The sequence below is a fragment of the Prescottella sp. GW823-FHT02E09 genome, assembly GCF_058797375.1.
The window spans coordinates 364,603-388,862 of sequence record NZ_JBXAJP010000006.1 but is presented as its reverse complement, the minus strand read 5'-3'; the positions used below and the strand labels follow the sequence as shown (position 1 = coordinate 388,862).

Here is a 24,260-nt window from a genome sequence, read left to right as displayed (position 1 = left end):
GTATACGCTCGAGAGAGTCGAGTGTCGTCCTTGCGGGGAATCCATGAGCGACGTTGTGTGCGGTCAATGCGGCGCGGTCAATGCGCCCGGTGCACAGTTCTGCGTCCAGTGCGACTACTTCCTCGGCCTGAAGGCGGGCGTGTCGTCGGAATCCGGCGATGTCCCGGCATCGAAGGAGTCGCCCACGATGGACGACGCGCGGGTGTCGGCGCCGCACGTCGAGGCACTCGCGGGCGAGGCGGTTCTCGATCCCGATGCCGGCGCGCGTGTGCCGGTGCGGATATTCAACGCCTCGTCCATCGTCGACGGCTTCAAGATCGAGATGGCCGGGCCACCCGCCTGGCTGGAACTGACACACGACGAGATCAGCCTCTACCCGAACCGGGACGACACGATCGCCCTCGAGTTCACGCGTGCAACCGGCGCGCAGGTGGCCGCACAGGCCGTGCCCGTCGCGTTGAAAGTCCGGTCACAGACGGACCCGTCCAAGACCGGCACCGCCTCGGTCACGCTGACGGTGCCGCGGGTGGGCGGCCCGGTGACGGTGGGGGCGCGACCGACGCTCGTGCGCCTGGACGACGTGACCGAAGGCGCCGCGCAGGTCACCATCGACAACACGGGCAGCAACTACCCGCAGCGGCTGGAGGTGACCGGTTCCGACCCGGAGGGGGTGGTGCGCTTCGGCTTCACGCCGTCCACGATCGAGGTCCCCGAATTCGGTTCCGCCGAAGTCTCACTACGGTTCACAGTCCCGGAACTCGACCACGGGGAGACCGTCAGCCGACCGCTCACGATCACCGCGACGGGCGGCGAGGACCCGGTCGAGACGACGGTGACGGTCAACCAGGAGCGGTCCGAGGCCCCGGTCGAGGTCCCGCTGCAGATGCGCCTGGAGCCGAGCGCACTGCGCGTGCGCGACTGCGCCATGGCCGATCTGAGCCTGGTCGCGGACAACCGTCGGGGAACCCGGGACCGGGACGTCACGCTCGAGGGTCGCGACCCGGAGGGTGCCGTGCGCTTCACGTTTCCGACGCAACGGATTCCGGTGCGCGCCGGTGCAACCGAGACCGTTCGGTTCACCGTCACCTCGCAGGTACCCCCGCCCGGGGAGGAGGCCAGCCACCCCTTCAGCGTGGTCGCGGTGGAGGCGGATTCGGACTCGGATTCGGAGACCGAGGCGACCGGGACCTTCGTCCAGACGACGTCCCCGGCGCCGATCACGACCGCGACCGTCCGGCTGGAACCCGAGGAGGTACACACCCACGGCCGCTCCGGCCGGTACCGGGTGGTGGTCGACAACAGCCGCGGCGTCGATTGGCTGCATGTCACGTTGACCGGTTCCGACCCGGAGAACGCGGTCCGGGTCCGGTTCGATCCGAACCGATTCGAGATCCAGCCCGGTCATTTCTCGTGGGGCCGGATGGACGTGCACGCCGACCGGCCGGAGGGCGGGTCCGACGCGCGCCGCGAACTGCGGGTCGAGGCGTCGGACGGTCGTGAATCCGTGTCGACACAGGGGATGTTCGTCCAGTCCACCCCGGACTGGAAGCCGATCGCCCGGATCCTGCTCACCCTCCTCGGTGGACTACTCGCCGTCATCGGGGTTTTCCTGCCGTGGATGACGGCGTTCCCCGACTACTACATCGATCTGCTCCTGAATCTCGTGCAGCGCAACCCGTACGGCGCGGGGCAGACCGAGGAGAGCGTCGGGCAGACCCAGGACGTGGTGGAGTATTCGCAACCGGCGGCCCGGCTCGCGGTGCTCGTTCTCGCCGGTCTCATGATGTTCGGGGTCACCGGCAAGGACGGCAAGCTCACCCGCGCCTCCGGGGTGCTGCTGATCGTGGCGATGGTCGGGTACTTCGTCGCCATGGGAGTCGCGACGGGCATCGTCAGCGCGCCGATGCAAGGGGCAGTTCTGGTCGTGGCGGGCGGGATCGTCGGCTACATCGGCGGCCTACTCGCCAAGCGGTGAGCCCGTCGCCTCCAGGTGCGGGGCGAAGTCCCGGCCCCGCACGAGACGACCCAGCTTGCGGTACTCCTGCCGGATCGCCGAGACCAGGTCCACCATCGAGACGGGACGGCCGCCCTCGGCCGCCCGGTAGCCTGCGGTCACCGCCGCCGATCGAATGTTCCCGCCCGACAGCGGAAACGATCGTGCGCAGTAGTCGAGGTCGAGCTCTTCCTCTCGCGGCAGCGGCGGTGCGAGGCACACCTGCCACAGCGCCAGCCGGGCCGCTTCGTCGGGTTCGGGAAAGTCCACCACGACGTCGATACGGCGGGTGAACGCCTCGTCGAGGTTGGCCCGCAGGTTCGTCGTGAGGATCGCGATGCCGTCGAACGTCTCCATCCGCTGCAGGAGGTAGGCGCTCTCGATGTTCGCGTAGCGGTCGTGAGCGTCGCGCACCTCGCTGCGTTTGCCGAAGATGGCGTCCGCCTCGTCGAACAACAGCACCGCATTCACCCCGGCCGCCTCGGAGAAGATCCGTTCCAGGTTCTTCTCCGTCTCGCCCACGTACTTGTCGACCACCGACGACAGGTTCACGGTGTAGAGATCCAACCCGAGGTCGTGGGCGACCACCTCGGCGGCCATCGTCTTCCCGGTCCCGGATTCGCCCGCGAACAGTCCGGTCACCCCGATCCCGCGCGCGCCGCCGGGACGCATCCGCCATTCCCGGAGCACCCGGTCGCGGTGCCGGGCGCGCGCGGTCAGCTCGTGCAGCAGCGCGAGCGGACCGGGCGGCAGCACCAGGTCGGGCCAGCCGACGTCGGGTTCGACCCGCCGGGCCAGCCGCTCGAGCCCGGTCGCGTTCTGCGCCCGCGCGCCGCGCCGGAGCGCGTCGAGGTCCACCGCGCCGTCGCCGGATCGGGCTGTGGCGGCGGCGGATCCGATGGCGTGGTGCACCTGGTCCGGGTTCAGCACGAACCGCTCGGCCACCTCGCCGGGGTCGACGGACTGTACCGACGCGCGGAGCAGGCTGCGCCACAGTTGCACCCGATCGTCGACGGCGAGCCGACCGGTCTCGACGAGCAGCGGCGGCGTGACCGTCCACTGCGGATCCCAGGGGCCGACCCCGACGAGGACGACCGGCACGGACGCCCGGGCAACGACCCGGATCAGTTCGGCGGTGCGGTGTGCGCTTCCCGCCTGCGCGCCGACGCCCCCGACGACGAGTCCGGAGTCGGTGAGTAGCGCCTCGCGGCAGAGAACGCCCGCGACCTCGGACAGGTCCGGCAGTTCGACGAGCCGGGTCGCGTCGGCTCCCAGCGCCGGCCGGCCGAGCCGGGCGAACGCGGCGACGGCGGTGGCGACCCCCACGCCGCCCGACACCTCCCGGAGATAGGTCAGGGGCTGCCCACGATCGATCGCCACCGCGGCCGGGGTGGACCACGGAGTGTCGAATCCGACCGGGTCGGTGAGCACGTCGCGCAGGACCGGATCGGTGAGGTCGTCGCCGAGCAGATGTGCGGTGACGCGGTCCGGGACCCGCAGTCCCCGAGTGAGGAACGGCCGGTCGGCCTCCTCGACCAGGACGAGGCGGTGCTCGACGAGCGGCGAGCCGTCCGCGAGGCGGGCGCGCGCATCGGACGCGAGGGGCGACAGATCCGCCAGTTCGAGCGCCAGCGCCACCGTGGCCCGCCGCCGGCTGACGTCGTCGTTGAGGTAGCCGTAGAGGCGTTCGAAACGGGGGTCCAGATCGGGCAACAGACAGGCCACCAACAGTTCGACGTCGGCGGGGGAGAGCGTCGCGGTCCTGGCCAGGCGACGCAGTCGGATTACGGCGCCGTGCGTCTCTGCGGCGTCGGCGGAGCGTTCCACGTCGCATCGGGTGTCGACGTCCGGGGCGGGCGGATCGGGTGCGTCGTCCAGCAGGCTGTCGACCACGGCCTCGCTCAGGTAGAGCCCCCGAAACGGGTCGTCGGGTGCGGGGTCGTGCATCCGACGATGCGCGACCAGCGTGCGAATTCTGTTCTCGACCAGTCGAGCCCGACCGAGCAGATAGCCGACGCCCGCCTCGCCGTTCACGACTCACCGGCAGCTGATCGCGGACGGCCGTGGCGCACCTCGAGGATCTCGGACCCGTCGTGCTCGGCGACGGCCAGCGTGGTGGGGGAGGTGACCGGCGGCCCGGCCGTGTACTCCTGACCGGTGTCCACCGGCATGGTCACCACGATGTCCAACGACGGTCGTAGCTCGCCGCCCAACGCGGTCCACACGTCGGCGAACGAACGGTCCTCCGGCGGAGGCAGCGCGACACCGACCGGGACCGGCAGCCCGAGTTCCGCGAGCGAGCCGCTCAACAGTTCCGGAGGGATCGAGTCGTGCCGGAGAAAGCACGACAACAGCGCCGCCAGCAGCCCGTGCTCGTCCTCGGGGCGCTGCGTCCAGGCGGCCACGAGATAGGAGAGCTTGAAGTGGCGAGGTGGAAGATGTCGGGCGACAACGCGACTCCCGTCGTATTCGTTGACCAGCCCACGTTCGCGGCGGCGCAGGTCCTCGCGAATGTCGTACAGGAAGACGTCGATCGACGGGCCGGTACGTTTGGCGACCCATTCCTTTGTCGGCGCGTCGAAAGCTACCTCGACATCCGCGCCGTCGAGTGCCTCCCGCTCGATCAGCGACCGCAGTGCGCGGTCGACCTCGGGTATCACCAGTCCAACGGTGTCACCGCCGCCGTCGGCGGGTAACCCTCGTTCGCGAACCGTCGGGGGAGGCGGGAGGAGGCCGAATGGCCCTGACACCCAGCCCTTTCGGGCAGCGGTCGATCAGATGAGGCCCTCCCGCATCGCGTAGGCGACGGCGTGCGAGCGATTGCGGAGTTGCAGGCGGGTGGTCACGTCGTGCAGGACGTTCTTGACGGTCCGCTCGCTGTAGTTGAGCGTCCGCGCGATCTCCGCGGTGTCCTGGCCGTCCGCTACGAGTCGCAGAACCTCGACTTCTCGCTCGGACAGGCCGGAGAACTGCAGTCCCCGCGGTGCCAGCACCTGACGTTGCAGTCGGCCAACCTGGCCGAGGAGGACGGCGAGGAGGTCGGAGGGGACGATTCCCTCTCCCGATGCGACGCGAGCGATGGTGTGCACCAACGCTTCCGGTGATGCTTCGGCGCGTCGGACGAGGCCGCGCACGCCGATCTCGGCCGCGGTGACGACGGTGTTGCCCTCGATCGTCCCGAGCACCAGCATCGTCTGCGGCACCCCGCCACGTTGCAGCGCCCGCAGAGTTCGGGTCACCTCGTCGTCGAGGGTGTCGGCCGCGACCACAGCGATCTCCGCATCGTCGAGTTCGGCGTCGTCGACGAGCCAGACCTCCGGACGCTGGCGCAACTGACTCATCACGCCCGCCTGCAGGATCGGATCGTTGGCGTAGACGTATGTTGCAATGCGCCGCTGCATGACACCCTCCGGCGTGGTCGACTACACAGTCAACTATCCGCAGGGAACTCAACAACGGCTCAACGGGCAATCCGCTCCGGCTCAACGGGCACTCAACGAGCGGGACTTCGTGCAGTGGTCAGTTCTGAGGTTTGCCGCAGCGCGGGCAGAAGCGTTGGCCGGCCTCGAGTCCGAAGCCGCAGTTGGTGCAGGTGGCAGCCGGTCCGGATGGCGACGAGGAGTCCGACGGGCGATCGGCAGGCGGCGGTGCCTGCGGCGCTGCCATATTTTGCGGTGCCGGCGCCGTCCCGGAACCGCCGGCCGGGGCCGTCCCTCCGCCACTTCCCTGACGACTTCGGATGAAGAACACCACACCCGCCGCCACAAGTCCCGCCACGACGACTCCCGCGACCACCCACATCCACGGCTGCATGATCGCCGATCCGCTGTCGCCGTACTCGTCGCGCAACTTCACCGAGTCGCGGCGCATTGCGGCGGCCTGTGGAAGGTACGACTGGGATTTCTCCATCGTCGACTCGAAATTCTTGATTGCGCCGCTGTAGTTCCCGTCGTAGAACTCGCTCAGGCCTTCTCGGTACACATCGTCCGCCGCCGACGACTCCGGGGTGACACCGTTGCTGGCCATCAACTGCAGTAGACCCTCTACCGGGACTATGAAGTTGAACGGTTGTGTCTCCCCGGCGGGCGCGAAGCTGTTGACGCCGACGACCTCACCGTCCAGGTTCACGGTCGGACCGCCGCTCATGCCGGCCGACATGGGTGCGCTGACCTCGTAGACGGGTTGGGTGTCGACTGTCTTGGCGGCGCTCACAGTGCCGCTCTTGGCGGTCGGTTCCAGGCTGTGGTCGGTTATCCGCTCGGTGCTGCCCGGGTAGCCCACCGACAGCACCTGCGTGCCCACCTGCAGCTTCTCGGAGTCCTCGTAGAGGAGTGCGGTGGGCAGATCGTCGTTCTTCGGCTCGACTTTGAGGAGGGCGACGTCGCCGGCGTTCCGTGGTCTGTAGTCGACGACCCGCGCGGGGGTGGGCGCGACGTCGGGCGGGTCACCGGCGAGCGAAACGTAGAGTTTGGCACCCGGTGCGTCGTCGACGCAGTGGCCGGCCGTCCCGATGAAGCCGTCCGGTGTCAGGATGAAACCCGTGCAGTGCGTCACGGTCCCATTCGGGTTCGTACCGGATTCGAGGTACACCACGGCCGGGCGGATCAGCGCTGCGGACTGCACCTCCGGCGTGTATTCGGGCTGGGCCGACGTCACACCAGCCCCGACGAACGTGGCACCGAACGTCACAGCTGCGAGCACGGGATAAACAAACGGTGATCGATGGTCGGACATGGTGTCCTCCGCTGCAGTCAGCCCGTGCCCGGGTCTCTTCCCCGCGGTTACTCCGTCGGTGGAGTCGCCGTTTCCGGCGTGGTCACACCGGGAACCTTCTCGGCTGTAGTGGGTTCGACCGGTGCGACCCGGTTCCCCGTTCCTCCGTTGGGTTCCGCGCCCCCGCCGGTGACTTCGCCTCCACTGGTGACGCCGCCCTCGCTCGTGACACCGCCCCCGCCGGTGACCCCGGGTTCGGAAGTCGTCGGGCCGCTCGGGGGTTCGGTTGTGCCGCCCTGCTTGCCGCTCCCGGGCGGCGTTCCGGCGCCCGGTCCGGTGGCCGGAGTGCCGCCGCGACCGGGGGAGGGCGAGGAGTCTGGGGGTACCACTTCGAGGGGTTCGGGCTCTCCGATCACGATTGTGGTCGCCGAGTCGGAGCCGTCGAGTGACGTGAGTTCGGTCGAGGACATCGGCTCGGGCGCGGGATCGACCTTCACGACCTGGTCCTCGGAGAAGCTGTTCCACCGGGGCCCGGTGTAGTCGGCTTTGGTTTCGCTCGCCTGGGTGAGGGGATTGCCGCATTCACAGCGCACCCTCGGGAGGCCACGGTCGTCGATGAGCACTGCGGTACCCGTTTGCAGGACAGCCTGATACGGGGCCGCCTCGTTGTTCTCGAAGCCGTGGTTGGTCACGCGGGTGTCGCGGGTCAGGACCACCGGCGACAGGGAGTTCACGTAGGAGCGGACATCGTCGGTCTGCACCACCGATTTGAAGGCGCGGTCCTGAGCGGGATTGTCCTCCAGGAAGTTCGACAGCTTCTCCTGGTCGCAGACGGAGACGTTCAGAGAGCCTCCGTAGAGGCCGGCTTGTTCGCCGGAGACGGTCGTGTTGTCGACCGGTTCTTGATCGGAGCGTTCGGAGACACCGGTGGTGGTCGCAACCGATTCGGTCCACGGTGACTCACCTCGCGACGTCGCAGCCTCCAGGAGGACCGCACTCGCCTCGGCCTCCGGCGCTTTGGAGCATCCACCCGCGGTGAGCGCGATTGCGCACACCACGACCGCCGCTGCGCGACCGCGTCGTCTCGACGGGCGGCTCCGATGCGTCGCTCCGACGGACTTCGCAGAGCGGGTCGCCCCGCTCCGAACAGGCGAGCTGTTCACCGCTTCAGTTTCTCACGCGGGATGGGGTCCGTGATTGCCGACTTTTGTGCCCGAAGGGGCAACTGGCAAGCGGTTCAGCAGGAACTGGATGACGCATCGCGCGGGGGAGTCCCGGGTCCGTGGAGACGGTATGGTGGGCGCCGTCACACGCGGTGACATCATCGCCGGGTGCAGCGCTGTCGCTGATGCATCACCGCATCGGCAAACGGGAAACCACCTCGTCGGCGCATCGCCGACGCCGGGGGTGTGGGTACTGTTCGTGCACATGAGGCTGCTCGTCACCGGTGGCGCCGGATTCATCGGCGCGAACTTCGTCCACCAGACCGTCGCGGAGCGCCCCGACGTCCGGGTGACGGTCCTCGATGCGCTGACCTACGCCGGCAACCGGGCGTCGCTGGACGCGGTCGCCGATCGGATCGACTTCGTGCACGGCGACATCGCCGACGCCGAGGTCGTGAACCGCCTGGTGGCCGACTCCGACGTCGTCGTCCACTTCGCGGCCGAGTCGCACAACGACAACTCGCTCGCCGATCCGTGGCCGTTCGTCCGCACCAATGTCGTGGGCACGTTCACGCTGCTGCAGGCCGTCCGCGACCACGACGTGCGCTACCACCACATCTCCACCGACGAGGTGTACGGCGACCTCGAACTCGACGATCCGGCCCGGTTCACCGAGTACACCGCCTACAACCCGTCGAGCCCGTACTCGTCGACGAAGGCGTCGAGCGACATGCTGGTGCGGGCGTGGGCGCGCTCGTTCGGGATCCGGGCGACGCTGTCGAACTGCTCCAACAACTACGGCCCGTTCCAGCACGTGGAGAAGTTCATCCCGCGGCAGATCACGAACCTGCTCGACGGCGTCCGGCCCAAGCTGTACGGGCAGGGCCGCAACGTCCGGGACTGGATCCACGTCGACGACCACAACCGCGCGGTGTGGGACGTCCTCGAGCGCGGCACGATCGGGGAGACGTACCTGATCGGCGCGGACGGCGAGGTCGACAACCGCACCGTGATCGCGATGCTGCTGGAGCTTTTCGGGCGACCTGCCGACGACTTCGATGTCGTCCCCGACCGTCCCGGCCACGATCTGCGGTACGCGATCGACTCGACGCGCCTGCGCACCGAGCTCGGCTGGGAGCCTCGCTACCGGGACTTCCGCAGCGGCCTCGAGGCCACCGTGCAGTGGTACCGGGATCATCCCGAGTGGTGGCGTCCGGCGAAATCGGCCACCGAGGCCGGATACGCGCGCACCGGGCAGTAGTCCCAGCCTGTGCGAACGCCCCGATCCGGCCACGCCGCGCATCCGGTCGCGGTAGCGTGACGAGCGTTCGCGTCGGGAAAGTTCACTCGGGCATCGAACCGGGAGGGTGCACTCCATGAGGGCCGGATCGCTGAACATCTCTCACCGCCGTCGTCGGACCGGGCGGCGGACGCTCGTCGTCGCATCGGTATTCGCAACGCTCACCGTCGGCTTCGTCGGTCAGGCGGGCGCCGACCCTATCGCGGGTGCTCCGCCGTGCTCACCGGTGCGGTTGGAGGGCCTGCTGGCCGGTGCCACCGCGTCGGTCGCCCCGAATCTGGAGCTTCCGCTGCCGTGCCAGGACGCGGTCGGGGTCGGCTACGTCGGACCCGCCGAGATACAGGCCGGGGCGATCGGTTCGGCCGTCGCGGCCGGGCTGGGCAGCCTGGGATTGCTCGCTGCGAGCAGCATCGACTGGAACAACATCGGCCCCGACAACACCGGGTCCTTCAACATCGGCTGGGCCAACACCGGCTCGAACAACGTCGGGTCGGCCAACACCGGCTCCGGCAATGTCGGGTCCGCGAACACCGGGTCCGGCAACGTCGGCTCGGCCAATACCGGCTCCGGGAACCTGGGCTCGGTGAACACCGGGTCCTTCACCTACGGCTCGATGAAGACGGGCATCGGCTCGCTGGCCGCGGGCTCGCTCGGCATCGGCACGCTCAGCTGAACGGTGGCGGCGTGGTCACGCTTTGCTGGGAAGCGGCACCCGGGACTGCTCGTGCACCAGGGCGTTGCGCAAGGCTCGTGATCCGGCGAGGGCGGCGACCGTCCCCGCGAGCACCTCGCTCAGCGTGAACAGCAGGCGCGAGGTCAGCGCGAGCGCGAGGGCGGTGCCGGCGTCGGCGACCGGTGCCAGCGCCGCGACGATGACGGCCTCGCGGACCCCGAGCCCGGACGGCACGACGAACACCAGCACACCCGCGCACATGGCCAGTGCGATCGCGCCGATCGATGCAACCAGGCGGTCGGTGCCGAACCCGCCGAAGGTGGACGCCAGGATCCACAGGTGCACGCCGTACGCGATCCAGCTGATCGCGCACCACATCAGCGCGAGCCCGATCTTGTGCATCGTGAGCGGTCGGGTCAGCGGGGCGCGGCGCAGCAGTTTGAGCGCGATGTTCACCAGCCGGGTCAGCACCGGCGGGTACGCGCACACCAGCGCGATGGGCACCAGCGCGATGACCGCGACCGCGGCCGGGGTGCCGATCTGGAACAGCGCCGGCAGGCCCAGCAGTCCCACCAGCAGCGCCGACGTGGTGCTCAGCCCCACCGTGACGAGCACGGTGATGAACGCCGCCGCTCCGGACACCCCGGCCCGGCGGGCCAGTTCCGTCTGCAGGACGAAGGCCCACACACTGCCGGGAAGGTACTTACCGAGCTGTCCCACCAGGTAGCAGCGGGCGGCGTCGAATGCCGGAATCGGATGCTCGAGGGCGCCGAGCGTGTGCTGCCACGCGCGGACCGCCGCGCCCATGCCGAGGAAGATGAAGACGGTGGACGCGACGAGTGACCACCACGAGAGATCGTGGATCGTGCCGCGCACCTCGGACCACTGCGACTTCACCGCGAACCCGATCGCCACGATGATCGCGACGGTCACGGCGATCCGGAGGCCGTTCACCAGCAGCGTTCGCTTGATGTTCGGCGGCGACTCCGGCGGATCGGCGACGGAATCGGTATCGGATGTCATCCGAGTCCACTCCTCGCGTGGTCCGTCAGGGCTTCTCGACCATAGCAACCGGTCATGCGGTGACAGGGAAAGCGAGCGGCTTCGCGGCACGCTCACGCCACCAGTCGAACGCGGTAGCGAGCGCGTCCGGAACGGTCCCCTCGGACGATCCCGGCGTGTACAGGCGGGCGACCGCATCGACGTCGGATTCCGCGATCCCGGACCGGCTCATGCCGATCGTGTTGGCACCCCGCAGCTCCACCGGATTCCCGAACGCCTTCGCGAACGGGGGCACGTCCTTGACGACGACGGTGCCCATGCCGGTCACGACGCCGGCGCCGACGACGCGGCGCTGGTGCACGACGGTGTGCATGCCGATGTTCGCACCGTCGCCGACGCTGACGTGCCCGGCGAACGTCGAGCCCGCCGAGACGACGCAGCGGTCGCCGACCTGGACGTCGTGCTCGATCGAGACCCGGTTCATCACGAAACACCCGGCGCCGACGGTAGTGACCCGCTCGCTGCCGTGGTGCACCGTCGACAGTTCGCGGATCGTGGTGTCGGCGCCGATGACGATGCCGCGGTGCGGCGTCGGCTCCGACCACGACGCGGGGTGCGCGGCACCGAGGATCTCGGGGGGTGCGCCGAGCACCGCGCCCGCGCCGATCCAGCAACGGTCACCGACAGTGAGCGGACCGGTGAGGACGGCGTGCGGTCCCACGGTCACGTCGTCGCCGATGACGACGCCGTCGCCGATGACGGCGGTCGGGTGGATGTGACAGTTCTGTCCGATCGACATGGTCCGGCGGGAATCCTTCCGGGGGCGGAAGGCAGCACTTCGCTACCCTCAGGCGGTTGCCCCCGATGATTCGCGGGGTGTCTCGGACTGAATCTATCGGAGGGTCATTCAGTGATTGCAATCTCGAGCATCTCGTTCGGGGAAGACGTCGAACGGGAAGTCTTGGACACGCTGCGGTCGGGGATCGTGGCGCAGGGTCCCAAGGTCAAGCGGCTCGAGGAGGAGTTCGCGGCGCTGGTCGGTGTCCGGCACGCGGTGGCCGTGAACAACGGCACCACGGCGCTGGTCGCGGCCCTGCAGGTGCAGGATCTGCAGCCCGGTGACGAGGTGCTGACCAGTCCGTTCACGTTCGTGGCGACCCTCAACGCGATCCTGGAGGCCGGTGCGACGGCGCGTTTCGCGGACATCTCCGAGAGCGACTTCAACCTCGATCCGGCCGTCGCCGCCGCCCGGATCACCGACCGGACGAAGGTCCTGTTGCCGGTGCACCTGTACGGCCAGTCGGCGGACATGGCGGCGCTGATGCCGCTCGCCGCCGAGCACGGACTGTCCGTCGTCGAGGACGCCGCCCAGGCGCACGGCGCGACGTTCGACGGCCGCGGCGCCGGCAGCTTCGGTCTCGGCTGCTTCTCCTTCTACGCGACGAAGAACCTCACCACCGCCGAGGGCGGCATGATCACCACCGACGACGACGTCCTCGCCGATCGGCTGCGCGTGCTCCGCAACCAGGGCATGCGGGAGCGGTACGTCTACGAGATGGCGGGCCAGAACTACCGGATGACGGACCTGCAGGCCAGCCTCGCGCTGCCGCAGATGGCGTCGTACGCGCAGCAGGTCGAGGCGCGGCGCCGCAACGCGGAGGCGCTGCAGGCGGGCCTGAAGGACGTCGCCGGTCTGCGGTTGCCGAGCGAGCTGCCCGGCCGCGACCACGTGTGGCACCAGTTCACGCTGCTGCTCGACGCCGACGCACCGATCGACCGCGAAACGCTCGCGGCCCGGCTCACCGAGAAGGGTGTCGGCAGCGGCATCTACTACCCCAAGGCGGTGTACGACTACGAGTGCTACCGCGAGCACCCGCGCGTCGTCATCGAGGACACCCCGGTCGCGACGTCGGTCGCGGCGCGGTGCCTGAGCATCCCCGTGCACGCCCGGCTGTCGGAGTCGGACGTGGACCAGATCATCGCCGCGGTCCGCGGCGCGATGGAGGCGTGAGCATGAGCAACCCGAAGATCGCCCTGATCGGTGCGGGCAAGATGGGCTCGCTGCACGCCCGCGTCATCTCGCAGTCGCCGCTGACCGACCTCGCACTCGTGATCGAGCCCAACGCCGAGCAGGGCCGGGCAGTGGCCGACCGCTGCGGTGCGCAGTGGGCGCCCGACTTCACCGACCTGGCCGACGTCGACGCCGTCGTGATCGCCGCGGCCACGCCCGCACACTACGACCTGGCCGGCCGCGTCCTCGACCTCGGCAAGCCGCTGCTGGTGGAGAAGCCGCTCGCCGCGACGTACGACCAGAGCGTCGACCTGGTGGAGCGTTCGGTCCGTGCCGACGTGCCGCTGATGTGCGGTCTGCTCGAGCGCTTCAACCCGGCTGTGCGCACCGCCCGCGAGTTCGCGGGCGAGGTGTGGCAGGTGACCGGAACGCGGCACTCGCCGTTCGTGTCCCGCATCCCGACCGGCGTCGCGACCGACCTGCTCATCCACGACCTGGATCTCGCGATCGGCTTCGTCGGCTCGGAACCGGTACAGGCCCGCGCCGAGTTCGGCTACTTCCATCCGACGTCGATCGAGAACCGTGCCGAGGACAGCGCCGACGCCGTCATGCGCTTCGAATCCGGTGCCGTGGCAACCATTTCCGCGAGCAGGCTGAGCCAGCGCAAGATCCGGCAGCTGTCGCTGCTCGAGGCGGAGCGTCTCATCGAGATCGACCTGCTGCGCCGCGACATCACCGTCTACCGGCACGTCGACCACGACATCACCGCCGACGGCAGCAGCTACCACCAGCAGACGATCATCGAGATCCCGACGATCCGGTACAGCGAGGAGCCGCTCTCCGCGCAGCTCGGACACTTCGTGGGGCTGCTGAACGGCGCCGGTGACGTTGCGGCCGAACGGGTTTCGATCCTGCCCGCGCACCGCGCGGTGCACGAGGCGACAGTGTCTGCGACGTCGGCAGTCAGCTGAAGTTGCGGGCGATCACCGCTTCCACCAGCGCGGCGGTCGGGAAGTCGGCCATCACGATCCCCGTCCGTCCGGCGCCGGTGGTGCGCAGGTAGTCCTCCGTGCGGGCGAGCATCCCCGTCGTGCCCGGGGCGCCCTTGGCGACGGTGATCGGTACGGTCCCGGTGGCCATCACGACCGGGGTCGCACCGGTGGCGCTCAGGTGGTTGACGAACAACGTCTCCGTGTCGCCGGTCGCGGCCCGCTCGAACTGGGTGCGGGCCTTGTCCCACTTGGTTGCGACCGCGGCGAGGTCGGGTAGTTCGAAGTCGTCCTGGATGTCCGTGCTCGGGCCGGCCCAGCGGGGCCCGTACTCGGCGGTGGCGGTGAAATCCTGCAGCACGACGATCCGGCCGCGCGTCTCACCCAGTTCCGGGATCCGACCGTCGTAGCCGGCGGGCGGCGTCCACAGGTGCGCGCCCAACAGGTCGCGGGTGTCCGGGTTCTCGTGGATGTACCAGTCCAGCGTCGCCTGGTACGAGCGGGTGTTCTCCTCCTCCGTGTGCTCCTTCTTCAGTCGCATGAGGATGGTCTCGCTCGGATTCGTGCGCAGGAAGTCGGTAGCGATCCGGACCACGTCGGTGAAGTTGGCGTGCAGGTACTCGAGACCGTGGTGGATCGGGAACACGTCCCGGAAGTGCCGGGTGCGGATGTCGAGCGCGCGCACCCCGGCCCGCAGTTGGGTGGCCAGGTCGAAGTCCTGGGTGAGCGTCGGGATCGACGAGTTGTGCGCCATGGTGTCGTGAGTGCCGGGCAGCGACAGTGCAGCCAGGCTGATCGCGTCGGGCAGCGATCGCATCCAGTCCGGCGCCGACGTGGTGTCGAGGTCGCCGCGGCCGAAACTGCCCGCCGCCAGGTCGGCGCTGCCGAGGCTCGACGTCGACTGAGCCTTCGCGAGCGGGGCGGGAACGAGCAGCAACAGGGGACTTGCGGCGAGTGCTCGCAGTACCGTGCGGCGTCCGGGGCGGATTGCGTCGGCCATCGAGGATCCCCTTGCGCGGGACGGACCCGCCTGCGTGCGGAACCCCGCCGGTCGGCGAGGCGCGCCCAGTATCGCAGGGAAGGTGCTGCGGCGGAGGTGATTCGACGACGGATTCTACGGATGTTCGTGATCGACGACGGCAACAGAGAAGGGGTCCGCCGCCTTGCGGAACTGGTCCTCGAGCCGCGGCCACCGGGGCTCCACACCGAACTGCGCACGCGCGCGCAGGTACTGCTCGCGGACGCCGGTGATGTCGCCGGTGGCGACACGGTAGCGGAGAACGTCGAAATCGATGTCCGAGTCCACGGACCGGACGATGTCGTCGGGGCCACGAAGCTCGCCCATCACTGCGAGCGCTTGGGCGAGCGCCGTGCGGAGCTGGTGGGCGACGGCAGGAACGTCGGTATCGACCTGCACGGTCACGTGCGGCCCGATGCCGGTGGCGATGTTCTCGATCCGGCACCGGTACTGGCAGTCGACCTCGGCCGGGCGCTCCTGCACCGGACGCCCGATGACCCGGTCGAACTCCGCGGAGTAGACGCCGCAGTTGATGTAGAAGCGAATGGACTCGAAGCTGTTGCCCGCCGAGCGTTGCAGGTTGACGACGTCGACCAAGCCGTCCCGCTCTCGGCTGAAAGTCAGCTTCCGCTTACGAAATCCGTGCTCCTTCAGGAGTGGTACGGCACTCTCACCGAGGAGTGCTGCCAGTACTTGTTCTGCTGAGGGCTGGTCCACTCGGACATGCTCGCAGACCCGAGCGGGGCCCACCACTGCATCGGGACAGCTCAGTTCGTCGACCGCTCCCAGGCCTCTCCGGTCCACGAGATGTCCACGGGATACTCGCTGTTGACCCCGGTCGCCCAGTAGTCGACGGTGCCGTGGTTCGCAGAGTCGAGTTCGATCCAGCCGATTGTGAACTCGCCGCGCAGAACGCGTTGGGCCTGCCGGTCGATTGCGCCGAGGGACGCGCAGAGCCCGCGGATCCGCGACTCGATCCAATCCGCCGTGGGATCGGGGATCGTGATCTCCAGCGTGTCCTCGTCGCGCAGCGGGATCACCACCAGCAGCTCACCGGAGTCCGGTCGTACCTCCCGCGTCGCGTGACGCGCATAGGCGCGCAGCAGTTCCCGGGGATCGTATGGTGCACCACTGGACCGTCTCCACTGACCGACGCGAAACATGGATCCATTCTCACCCGCCAGGAGCCGAACCGGCTGAACCGGCCGCCTGCAAAAGAAGACCGCTTAGTATGCAATGCGGAAGCGAGGTGTGCCCGGGGGGGGTGGGGCCGGCTCTGCTTCGTCCATTCGTGTGTTGGGTTGTGCTGGTTGATCGAGGGTGGGTTTGATGGCGTTTCCGATGTTGTCCAAGGGGCAGAACATGTCCCTGCCGGTTGATGTGTTTCAGGTCGATGCGGTGATCGGGTGGGCCGAGTCGGAGATCGAGGTCGATGCATCCGCGTTGCTATTGTGTGCGGAGGGGAAGGTTCGTTCGGACGCGGACTTCGTCTTCTACAACCAGTCCGAGTCGGCGGACGGATCCGTCCGTTTTCTGGGTGCGGGCGCGACCGAGGAGGGCGCGCAGGCGCGAATTGCGATCGACCTGTCGACCGTTCCCGACGATGTGCAGACCGTGGCGCTGGCGGGCAGTCTCGGTCAGGGTAGCTTCGGCGACCTGGGCAAACTCACTCTCCGTGTCGTCGACGGCGCCGGGCACACGCTGGCGGAGTATGTCACCGCGGACGCGACGACCGAGGCGGCGTTCGTGTTCGGCGAGGTGTACCGCCGAGGCGGCGAATGGAAGCTACGCGTCGTGGGCCAGGGGTGGGACTCCGGACTCGTCGGTCTCGCGACCGATTTCGGTGTCGATATCGACGACGAAGCCGAACCGGAATCCGACGCCGACGGTGCCACGGCGTCGGCCAGTGGATCCGAACACGTCACCACGCCGCCCGAAGCGGCGCCCGACCCCGAGCACGTCCGAGGGGCGCCGGACCGGTCCTCTGAGGCGACCGCACCGGTGAAGGCGAAGGCCCGTGGGGTGCGCACGGCCAAGAAGGTCGTGAAGAAGACCAAGCCCCGTGAGTTCACGCTGGCGGAACACGACACGTGGCATCCGGCGCGATTGTTCTCGGTGGCCGGGGTGGGGGCGGGGGAGGAGCAGGAACGCCGCGCGACCTCAGCTCTGATCGCCACGATGCAGGCTGTGGGTCCGTTCGCGCGCGCGCTGTGTTCCCGGATGGGTGCCCCCGCAGGTACTTTCGAAGGCTATGTGGAGGTGCAGTATGACCACGGCGACACAAAGGTCATCCCCGACGCCGTCCTGAAGGTATCGCGCGGTAACCGGCTGTGGACCGGGTTGCTCGAGGTGAAGACGGGCAGCGGCAAACTCACGAAGGGGCAACTCGAGAACTACCTCGACGTGGCCCGAAAGAAGAAGTACGACGTGGTCGTCAGTCTGTCCAACGATGTTCCTGCCAGCGCCGGAGAACTGCCGGTTGAGGTCGACCGCCGCAAACTGGCCAAGGTCGCGTTGCGCCACCTGTCGTGGGCGGAGGTTGCACACGAGGCCCGAATGCTCCTCTCCCACGGTGGAATCGACAACGAGGTGCAGGCTTGGATCCTTGCCGAGTTCGTGCGATACCTCGACCATCCGCGGTCCGGGGCGGCCGAGTTCGTCGACATGGGCCGGCATTGGGTGACCGTTCGTGACGCGGTCACCGCCGGCACCCTCCGGGCCGGCGACGAGAAGGCCCTCACAGTTGCCGACACCTGGGTATCTTTGTCGCGGCACCTGGCCCTGCGGCTGACCGCCGAACTCGGCGTCACTGTCAAACACATCGTCTCGCGTCGATACAGCAACGACCCGGCAGCGCGGAACGCAGCGGTTGCAGAACGATTGGCCGCCGACGGTGTATTCGAATCCGTATTCCGGATCCCGGAGACCGCGGGCGATGTCGTCGTGATCGCGGATGTGCGCACCAACAAGGTCCGCTGCCGCACCAAGGTGGCGGCCCCGAACGAGGGCACATCGGGTCGTCGCCTGTCGTGGCTGCTCAGGCAGCTCAAGGATGCGCCGGGCAATGTTCAGGTCGAAGCGGTGTTCTCCGAGCGTGGGAACGAGTCGTGTGAGCTTCTCGAGACGGTGCGCGCGAATCCGAAGGTCTTGACCGATAACCGGGACGGAGAGGTCGTGTCGTTCGGTCTCGAGCAGACCTTTCCGATGGGAAGCAAGCGGTCCGGAACCGCGGCGAGCTTTGTCTCGAGCGTCACTTCGTCCGCGGATGCGTTCTACGGCGGGGTGGTGCAACATCTTCGGGAGTGGGTGCCGGCCGCCCCGAAGCAGACCGATCAGCCGTGCCCGGGCGCCGGTGAATCAGAGGCCAGGGAGACTGTGGCCGCCGACTGACTGCCCGAGCCCCAATCGTCGGGCGAGAGGGACTGTCAGGGAAGTCGTTCGGGCGGGAGCGCGCGCCGGGCCGTCCGGACGATGAACGACTTCGGCGGCTGCCAGACGTCGCGATCGTCGAACGGCCATGCGTAGGTGAGGGCTCCGTCGCGGATGCAGTCCAGCAGGCCCGGTGCTGCGAGTTCGTGGGCTGACCACTCGTACAGCTGCTGGAACCTCGGGACTATCACCCCGTAGTCCAGGATCCGGCCGAATCCGTGTTCGTCGGCGAGGTAGTACCGGGCGCCCTCGCTGAGGGGGTACTCGTCCGGGAGCACCCGAGACAACTGCACGAAGATCCCGGCCATACCCAGTCTCGGGTCGCCGAGGAGTGGGGCGAGCGGCCGGAGCCATCCGAGTGCGATCCTGGGGGCCGCGACGAGGGCGTGGGCGTACAGCACCCGGCAGAGCACGACGTTCATGAAGAAGCGTTCGGCCTCGTTCTCCGCCTCGGCCAGGTCGTGGTGCGCGAGATAGGCGGCGACGACGCTCCCGTTGTGCGCCCGATACCAGGCCCGAGCGGTCGGGTAGTCGGCGAACGACATCCAGAAGTCCACCGTCCGAGACGATGTCGGCCCGGACAGGTCTCCGCTCAGCGCTACTGCCTCGCACCCGTCGCGCAGGATGCGCTCGTTCACCGCGCGCCACCACGGACTGCCGGGGCGGTCGCTGGACGCGGGTTGCAGCAGACCTCGACGCAGCTGCCACTGCATGAACGACATCGCGGCCCGACGGAACGGCATATGGCGAGGAGCCTCGCCGTACGGGCCGTAGTAGCAGCGCTGCATCAGGGCGATCCGGCCCGCCGGATCGTCGCGGACCGAGCCGACCTGCTGCTCGGCCCAGGCAGCGGCCGTGCCCCTGGAGCTCACCTCACCATGATCCCACGCGCCACGCGGGCGCGGCCGGGTTCTGTTGCGGACCCGTTCTCGGCTTCGACTTCCCTAGACGGCCGCCTGCACCTTCCGCCGCCGCACCGCGAACCACACCCCCTGTCCGAGAGCGAGAACCAGTCCGGCGCCCGCGAGGCCCCAGCCGAGACCGCTTCCGGGTGGCGTGAATCGGAGGGTCAGCGTGGACTCTGCGCCGCCGCTGTCGGGCAGTTGCACCTGCAGCAGTCCGCCGGGGCTCTCGGTGATGTCGACCGGGTTGCCGTCCACCGAGGCCGTCCATCCGGGCCAGGCGAGGAGCGCGAACGTGGCTGTGCCCGAACCGGTGTATGTGACGGTCTCGTGCGTGTCGGTGGAGGCGGTGTCGCCGGTGATGTCGAGCCCCGGCGTGGTCGCGGACAGTCGGCCGTCGGGCCACTGGTGCGGCGCGGTGCGCGTGCCGATGGTGACGCCGTGGTCGACGCGAACGTCCCACTCGGCTGCGGGCAGCGCGTCGAGCGCGTGTGGCCCGCCGTAGGGTCCGCTGTTCTGCACGACGACGGTGTCGATCCGCATCGCGTCGAGCCACGGCACGCCGGTGCCGGGCGACTCGGCGAGCAGGCGGCCGACGCCGTCGCCGCAGGGGACGCCGCCGTAGTAGTTGATGCACAGGTCGTCGACGAACGAGTTGAAGCTGATGCCGGCGTAGTTGTTGACGGCCTCCACCCCGGCGGGCTGGTACAGGCTGCCGAACAGCACGTCGCCCCACTGGCCGGTGGGGTCGTCGGGGTCGATGTTCTCGCGGTCCGCGATCACGAACGTCGTGCCGGGATAACGCTTCTCGAAGTGCTCGTCGAGAAATGCCTCCTGGCGCGGGAACTTCCACGGGGTGACGTTGTAGTTGCCGGTGAACCACAGGTTGGTCTGCGCGGCCAGCGCCACGACCGTGCCGGCGACGAGCGCGCCCGCGAGCAGGCGGGGCTTGCGGAACGACACGACGAGCGCGAGCGCGGTCAGCGCGACGGTGATCGCCAGGGCCGCGAGGTGGATCCCGATGTCCTCGGGGATCTCGGCCCACGACAGGTAGAACTGAGCGACGATCAGCCCCGCGGTGATGCCGAGGCGCAGCTTCCACCGGTCACGCGCCAGCCCGGCGGACAGCGCGACGGCGGCGATGACGATGACCGGCAACTGCCCGTACTCGATGAGGCGCGCGGGCCAGCGGAACAGCCACAGGTTCGACGGGCCGAGCAGAAGGATCAGGTAGATGCCGCCGAACACGGCCAGCGAGACGGTGCTGCGGCCGAGGCGCCGCAGCGACCCCCATCGGATCCACGGCGCGAGCGGCACCAGGAACCAGGCCAGGTAGACGAGCGGGACGGTGGCGGCGGCCGATTCGAAGATCGGCCCGTACGGCCGGTTCGACAGCGCCGACGCGTTGATCAGATCCCCGAGGCCGGGGCGCAGGGCGTCGTCGTTGCGGATGCCGGTCTGGGTGCGCACCGAGACGCCGGTGGTGAACACGAGCGGCAGGTACACGATCAGCGACATCATCACGATCGCGACGCCGCTCACGATCAGCGACCGGATCCCCGGGAAAGGGCGTTCGGTGTCCTGTGCGCGGTTCCGCGCGACGCACTCGGCGATCACCGCGAGGTAGACGACCGCGACCGCGACCGCGCCGTACGGGTTGCCGGTCGTCATCGCCAGGAAACCGAACACGATCGGCACCAGCGGATTGACCCGGCCCGCCGCGCTCGCCCGCGTCGACCACCACACGTGCGGGATCCACGCGAACGCGATCAGGCCCGACGCCCACGTCGAGGCGTCGAAGTACAGGGTGTATCCGGCGAACGGCATCGCGAAGCCGGCGACGAACGCCATCGACCGGGACGCGCCGTACTGCCGGGCGAGCACGTAGACGCCGACCGCGAGGAGCGCCAGGAACTGCATCTTCACGAGCGTCATGCCGATCGCGAGGTTCGGCACCAGCGCGACCAGCGCGGCCTCGGCGAGCAGGACCGGGTTGTAGGTGCCGTACAGCGCCTCGGCGGTGATGTTCCCGCCCGCCCACATCTCCGGGAACAGGGTCGGCCACGACCCGTCGAGGAGCCGTTCGCCGATGGTGTGCCAGCCGGGAGCGAACGCCGCCGCGCTGTCGTCCCAGTAGTAGAACCACCGGTTCGACAGCAGCGGGATCGCCGCGACGATCGCCACGAGCGCGGCGAGCAGGATCGGTGGTGTCACACGTTTGAGCAGCGGCAGATCAGAATTCACGGCGGGCTTTCGTCGTCGGACGGATTGCGCGGCGGCAGCATCCCTGTCGTCGGAGCGTAATATTCCGCGCGGTTCGCAATGTAGTCGAGGAAAATCGAGTAGGTCGGAGGTCATCGGGTGGAGACGAGCTCCGGAGGCGGCGTCGGCGGGGGATACGACCTGTCCGTCGTGATCCCGGCGCACAATTCGGCCGATGTCCTGGCGACCACGGTGCGCCGGTTCGCCGAGCGTTTCGACGGCCAGGCCGTCGAGATCATCGTCGTGGAGAACGGGTCCACCGACACCACGGCCGCGATCTGCGCCGAGCTGGCCGCCGGATGGGACGCCGACGGGGTCGTGTTCGTGCCGATGCAGAGCGACAAGGGCATGGGCAACGCGCTGCGGGCCGGCGCGCTCGCATCACGGGGAACGCGGGTGTTGCTGACGGCGGACGACCTGCCGTTCGGTTTCGACGACGTCGACGGTGCGGACCGGATCGCCCGCGAGACCGGCCGGGCGCCGGCCGTGGTGATCGGTTCCAAGGCGCACCCCGAGTCGGTCGTCGACCGCGGCCTGGCCCGTGCGGTGATGACCCGCGGGTTCGCGTTGCTGCGCCGCACCATCCTCGGGACCCGCACCGGTGATCCCCAAGGCACGTTCGTCGTGGACGGGGACCTGCTGCGGGCGCTGGCCCCGCACCTGACGGAGCCGGGCTTCCTGTTCACCACCGAACTCGACTACGCCGTCGAATCCGCCGGGATCCGGCCGGTGGAGGTGCCGATCCGGCTCAGCGACGAGCATCGCGCGCACGCCAGCCGCATCTCGGTCGGCGACGTCGTGCAGATGGCGAAGGGCCTGTTGACGTTGCGCCGGCGCAAGGACTCGCTGCGCTCGGCGGCCTTCGCGGCCGCCTGACCGTACCGGCCGGTCAGGTCGGGTGCGGCGCGCGTCGGTGTGCCGTGTCGCGATACCCTGCCGGGTGTGGATTCAGCTGACTCGTCCGAGACCCGTACCGCCTCCGACGGCGGGCTGACCCCTCGCCTCGTGGCGCAGCGCACCCTGTTCGCCGGCACCTCGCCGGTCGCGAACGAGGAACTGTATGCCGTGGTCGAGAAGGGCGAATCCACCCGTGATCGCTTCTCGCTGAGCCTGCACGCCGGCGCCCGCGCCAACACCAACACCTTCTTCGGACGGTTCCCGGCCAGCTACTGGCAGCGCTGGACCGCCGTCCGTGAGGTCGCCGTCAGTGTCCGCGTCCTGTCCACCACGTCGTGCCGGGTGCTCCTGGTCGCGTCGGACATCGGTGGCCATCGCCGCATCGTCTCCGCGACCACCGCCGACGGCCAGGGCATCGTCACGCTGGCCAGCGCCCTCGACCAGTTCGTCGACGGCGGTTCGCTGTGGCTCGAGTTCGAGGCGCTCGACGCCGAGGTGACGTTCGACCAGATCGAGTGGAGCGTCGAGGCCGTCGGGCCGCCGCGCCCGGTCGCGGTGGCGATCTGCACGTTCAACCGCGCCGACGACTGCGCGAAGACGGTGGCGGCGCTGGCGTCCGACACGACCGTCGTCGATCGGCTCGAAACGGTGTACGTGGTGGACCAGGGCACCGACCCGGTGCAGGACCGCGAACTGTTCCAGCAGGTCGCGCCAGCGTTCGGGGATCGTCTGCGGTACCTGCGTCAGCCGAATCTCGGTGGCGCCGGCGGCTTCACCCGCGGACTGTTCGAGGCGTCCGCGTCCGGCGACGACACCGACGTCATCCTGATGGACGACGACATCCTGTGCGAGCCGGAGACGGTGCTGCGGCTGAGCGCGTTCGCGAACTGCACGGTCACCCCGGCCCTGATCGGCGCCGAGATGCTGTTCCTCTACAACCCCAACTACCTGCTGGCCACGGCCGAGCGGGTGGACCTGGCGACGTTGCGGCGCGGGCTGGCGCCGGACAAGTACAGCGAGCACAACTACAACGTGCTCGAGGAACTGCCGGAGCGCCGCGTCGATGCCCAGTACAACGGCTGGTGGTCCTGCTTGATCCCGGCCGAGGCGCTGCGCCGGGTCGGGCTGCCGCTGCCCGTGTTCTTCCAGTGGGACGACGTCGAGTTCAGCCTGCGTGCGGGCCGGGCCGGCATCCCGACGATCACGCTGCCCGGTGCCGCGGTGTGGCACGCGGACTTCTACTGGAAGGACGTCGACGGCTTCGCGCACTACTTCAGCACCCGCAACGGCCTGATCACCGCGGCCCTCGACCCCGGCTTCGCGCCGTCCGCGCTGGCGAAGAACCTCGCGCGCGACATCTCCCGGTCGATCGTCAGCATGCAGTACGGCCTCGCGCACACCCAGCTGCGCGCTCTCGAGGGCTTCCTCGAGGGCCCCGGCGCGTTGGCGGATGGCGGGCAGGCAGCGCTGGCCTCGGTCAACGCCGAACGAAAGCGTTTCCCGGAGACGGTGACCCGTCCCGCGTCGGAGCTGCCGATCGTGCCGGTGCGGCGGGCCGATCCGCCGCCGAAGGCGCACCGCGAGGACATGGTCCTCGCGAAGCGCGCGCTGTGGCAGGCCCGTGGACGGCTCGAGCCGGGGCCGGTGACGGTCTCGTTCGAGGATGCCCAGTGGTGGCACGTGGGCAGGTTCGCGCACGTGTTCGTGACCGACGCGTCGCAGTCCGGGGTCCGGGAACGGCGGTTCGACCGCGAACTGGCGGCCGAGATGACCGGACGCCTGCTCGGCGTGATGAAGCGGTTCCGCGCCGACGCGCCCAGTGTCGCGGAGGCGTACCGACGCGAGTTCCCGCAGCTGACGAGCCGGGAGAACTGGGCGCGGCTGTACGGAAAGTGATCCACGGCAGGA

20 protein-coding genes are annotated in these 24,260 nt (G+C 69.0%); 8 read left to right on the top strand and 12 right to left on the bottom strand.

All coding sequences use genetic code 11. The features are described 5' to 3' along the window. Positions 1 to 43 precede the first annotated feature (43 nt). Positions 44 to 1,975, top strand: coding sequence for a hypothetical protein (locus AC1RIF_RS18050; RefSeq protein ID WP_492602721.1), 1,932 nt, complete (start codon positions 44 to 46; stop codon positions 1,973 to 1,975). On the opposite strand, the gene AC1RIF_RS18045 is transcribed toward AC1RIF_RS18050, so the two are convergent. The 5 genes from AC1RIF_RS18045 to AC1RIF_RS18025 all read right to left on the bottom strand — a co-directional run bounded on the left by AC1RIF_RS18045 (position 1,958) and on the right by AC1RIF_RS18025 (position 7,761). Beyond that, positions 1,958 to 4,027 carry an ATP-binding protein gene (locus AC1RIF_RS18045; protein WP_492602720.1) on the bottom strand — a complete coding sequence of 690 codons (2,070 nt, stop codon included), beginning with the start codon at positions 4,025 to 4,027 and terminating at the stop codon, positions 1,958 to 1,960. The two genes, AC1RIF_RS18050 and AC1RIF_RS18045, sit on opposite strands and share 18 nt — an antisense overlap. Beyond that, on the bottom strand, positions 4,024 to 4,653 hold the full coding sequence (locus AC1RIF_RS18040) for a Pvc16 family protein (protein ID WP_492602719.1): 630 nt from the start codon (positions 4,651 to 4,653) through the stop codon (positions 4,024 to 4,026). Before AC1RIF_RS18040 ends, AC1RIF_RS18045 begins: the two co-directional genes overlap by 4 nt. A 114-nt stretch (positions 4,654 to 4,767) precedes the next feature. Next, on the bottom strand, positions 4,768 to 5,394 hold the full coding sequence (locus AC1RIF_RS18035; RefSeq protein ID WP_492602718.1) for a helix-turn-helix transcriptional regulator: 627 nt from the start codon (positions 5,392 to 5,394) through the stop codon (positions 4,768 to 4,770). 118 nt (positions 5,395 to 5,512) lie between these two features. After that, positions 5,513 to 6,694: a trypsin-like peptidase domain-containing protein gene (locus AC1RIF_RS18030; protein ID WP_492602717.1), complete on the bottom strand. Its 1,182-nt coding sequence runs from the start codon at positions 6,692 to 6,694 to the stop codon at positions 5,513 to 5,515. Between the two features lie 80 nt (positions 6,695 to 6,774). Beyond that, a complete protein-coding gene (locus AC1RIF_RS18025; RefSeq protein ID WP_492602716.1) occupies positions 6,775 to 7,761 on the bottom strand; it encodes a DUF6777 domain-containing protein in 987 nt (328 codons plus the stop codon). A 373-nt stretch (positions 7,762 to 8,134) separates the two neighbouring features. On the opposite strand from AC1RIF_RS18025, the gene rfbB reads away from it, so the two are divergent. Both rfbB and AC1RIF_RS18015 read left to right on the top strand, forming a co-directional pair. After that, positions 8,135 to 9,130, top strand: a complete 996-nt coding sequence (rfbB, locus tag AC1RIF_RS18020) for a dTDP-glucose 4,6-dehydratase (RefSeq protein ID WP_492602715.1) — start codon at positions 8,135 to 8,137, stop codon at positions 9,128 to 9,130. 115 nt (positions 9,131 to 9,245) lie between these two features. Next, positions 9,246 to 9,842: a pentapeptide repeat-containing protein gene (locus AC1RIF_RS18015; RefSeq protein WP_492602714.1), complete on the top strand. Its 597-nt coding sequence runs from the start codon at positions 9,246 to 9,248 to the stop codon at positions 9,840 to 9,842. Between the two features lie 15 nt (positions 9,843 to 9,857). Here the strand turns inward: AC1RIF_RS18015 and AC1RIF_RS18010 are convergent, their stop codons facing one another. Together AC1RIF_RS18010 and AC1RIF_RS18005 are read right to left on the bottom strand one after the other, a co-directional pair. After that, on the bottom strand, positions 9,858 to 10,865 hold the full coding sequence (locus AC1RIF_RS18010) for a lysylphosphatidylglycerol synthase transmembrane domain-containing protein (protein ID WP_492602713.1): 1,008 nt from the start codon (positions 10,863 to 10,865) through the stop codon (positions 9,858 to 9,860). A 52-nt stretch (positions 10,866 to 10,917) separates the two neighbouring features. Beyond that, positions 10,918 to 11,643, bottom strand: coding sequence for a DapH/DapD/GlmU-related protein (locus AC1RIF_RS18005; RefSeq protein WP_492602712.1), 726 nt, complete (start codon positions 11,641 to 11,643; stop codon positions 10,918 to 10,920). Positions 11,644 to 11,754: 111 nt separating this feature from the next. On the opposite strand from AC1RIF_RS18005, the gene AC1RIF_RS18000 reads away from it, so the two are divergent. Further along, entirely contained in the window at positions 11,755 to 12,855 is a 1,101-nt protein-coding gene (locus tag AC1RIF_RS18000) for a DegT/DnrJ/EryC1/StrS family aminotransferase (RefSeq protein ID WP_492602711.1), read from the top strand. Between the two features lie 2 nt (positions 12,856 to 12,857). Beyond that, positions 12,858 to 13,826, top strand: coding sequence for a Gfo/Idh/MocA family protein (locus AC1RIF_RS17995; RefSeq protein ID WP_492602710.1), 969 nt, complete (start codon positions 12,858 to 12,860; stop codon positions 13,824 to 13,826). Here the strand turns inward: AC1RIF_RS17995 and AC1RIF_RS17990 are convergent. From AC1RIF_RS17990 to AC1RIF_RS17980, 3 genes are all read right to left on the bottom strand, one after another. Next, entirely contained in the window at positions 13,819 to 14,844 is a 1,026-nt protein-coding gene (locus tag AC1RIF_RS17990; protein WP_492602709.1) for a phosphatidylinositol-specific phospholipase C, read from the bottom strand. The two genes, AC1RIF_RS17995 and AC1RIF_RS17990, sit on opposite strands and share 8 nt — an antisense overlap. 114 nt (positions 14,845 to 14,958) lie before the next feature. Next, positions 14,959 to 15,579 carry a DUF4304 domain-containing protein gene (locus tag AC1RIF_RS17985; protein ID WP_492602708.1) on the bottom strand — a complete coding sequence of 207 codons (621 nt, stop codon included), beginning with the start codon at positions 15,577 to 15,579 and terminating at the stop codon, positions 14,959 to 14,961. Positions 15,580 to 15,629: 50 nt separating this feature from the next. Then, positions 15,630 to 16,025 carry a hypothetical protein gene (locus AC1RIF_RS17980; RefSeq protein WP_492602707.1) on the bottom strand — a complete coding sequence of 132 codons (396 nt, stop codon included), beginning with the start codon at positions 16,023 to 16,025 and terminating at the stop codon, positions 15,630 to 15,632. A 166-nt stretch (positions 16,026 to 16,191) separates the two neighbouring features. Between AC1RIF_RS17980 and AC1RIF_RS17975 the strand changes: the two genes are divergently transcribed. Next, a complete protein-coding gene (locus AC1RIF_RS17975; protein ID WP_492602706.1) occupies positions 16,192 to 18,252 on the top strand; it encodes a TerD family protein in 2,061 nt (686 codons plus the stop codon). Between the two features lie 35 nt (positions 18,253 to 18,287). Here AC1RIF_RS17975 and AC1RIF_RS17970 read toward each other — a convergent pair whose 3' ends face one another. Then, the gene (locus AC1RIF_RS17970; protein ID WP_492602705.1) at positions 18,288 to 19,163 is read right to left on the bottom strand and encodes a hypothetical protein; all 876 of its coding nucleotides are present in this window, start codon (positions 19,161 to 19,163) and stop codon (positions 18,288 to 18,290) included. A gap of 72 nt (positions 19,164 to 19,235) precedes the next feature. Then, positions 19,236 to 21,437, bottom strand: a complete 2,202-nt coding sequence (locus AC1RIF_RS17965; RefSeq protein WP_492602704.1) for a putative glycosyltransferase family protein — start codon at positions 21,435 to 21,437, stop codon at positions 19,236 to 19,238. A 117-nt stretch (positions 21,438 to 21,554) separates the two neighbouring features. Here AC1RIF_RS17965 and AC1RIF_RS17960 point away from each other — a divergent pair, with 117 nt between their 5' ends. Beyond that, the gene (locus AC1RIF_RS17960; RefSeq protein ID WP_492602703.1) at positions 21,555 to 22,331 is read left to right on the top strand and encodes a glycosyltransferase; all 777 of its coding nucleotides are present in this window, start codon (positions 21,555 to 21,557) and stop codon (positions 22,329 to 22,331) included. Between the two features lie 66 nt (positions 22,332 to 22,397). Then, on the top strand, positions 22,398 to 24,248 hold the full coding sequence (locus AC1RIF_RS17955; RefSeq protein WP_492602702.1) for a glycosyltransferase: 1,851 nt from the start codon (positions 22,398 to 22,400) through the stop codon (positions 24,246 to 24,248). Positions 24,249 to 24,260 lie beyond the last annotated feature (12 nt).

Bases quoted from the DNA above. Each gene is read 5' to 3' on its own strand.
- AC1RIF_RS18050 (WP_492602721.1), top strand. From the start codon at position 44: ATGAGCGACGTTGTGTGCGGTCAATGCGGCGCGGTCAATGCGCCCGGT.
- AC1RIF_RS18035 (WP_492602718.1), bottom strand. From the start codon at position 5,394: ATGCAGCGGCGCATTGCAACATACGTCTACGCCAACGATCCGATCCTG.
- rfbB (WP_492602715.1), top strand. From the start codon at position 8,135: ATGAGGCTGCTCGTCACCGGTGGCGCCGGATTCATCGGCGCGAACTTC.
- AC1RIF_RS18015 (WP_492602714.1), top strand. From the start codon at position 9,246: ATGAGGGCCGGATCGCTGAACATCTCTCACCGCCGTCGTCGGACCGGG.
- AC1RIF_RS18010 (WP_492602713.1), bottom strand. From the start codon at position 10,865: ATGACATCCGATACCGATTCCGTCGCCGATCCGCCGGAGTCGCCGCCG.
- AC1RIF_RS18005 (WP_492602712.1), bottom strand. From the start codon at position 11,643: ATGTCGATCGGACAGAACTGTCACATCCACCCGACCGCCGTCATCGGC.
- AC1RIF_RS17995 (WP_492602710.1), top strand. From the start codon at position 12,858: ATGAGCAACCCGAAGATCGCCCTGATCGGTGCGGGCAAGATGGGCTCG.
- AC1RIF_RS17990 (WP_492602709.1), bottom strand. From the start codon at position 14,844: ATGGCCGACGCAATCCGCCCCGGACGCCGCACGGTACTGCGAGCACTC.
- AC1RIF_RS17980 (WP_492602707.1), bottom strand. From the start codon at position 16,025: ATGTTTCGCGTCGGTCAGTGGAGACGGTCCAGTGGTGCACCATACGAT.
- AC1RIF_RS17975 (WP_492602706.1), top strand. From the start codon at position 16,192: ATGGCGTTTCCGATGTTGTCCAAGGGGCAGAACATGTCCCTGCCGGTT.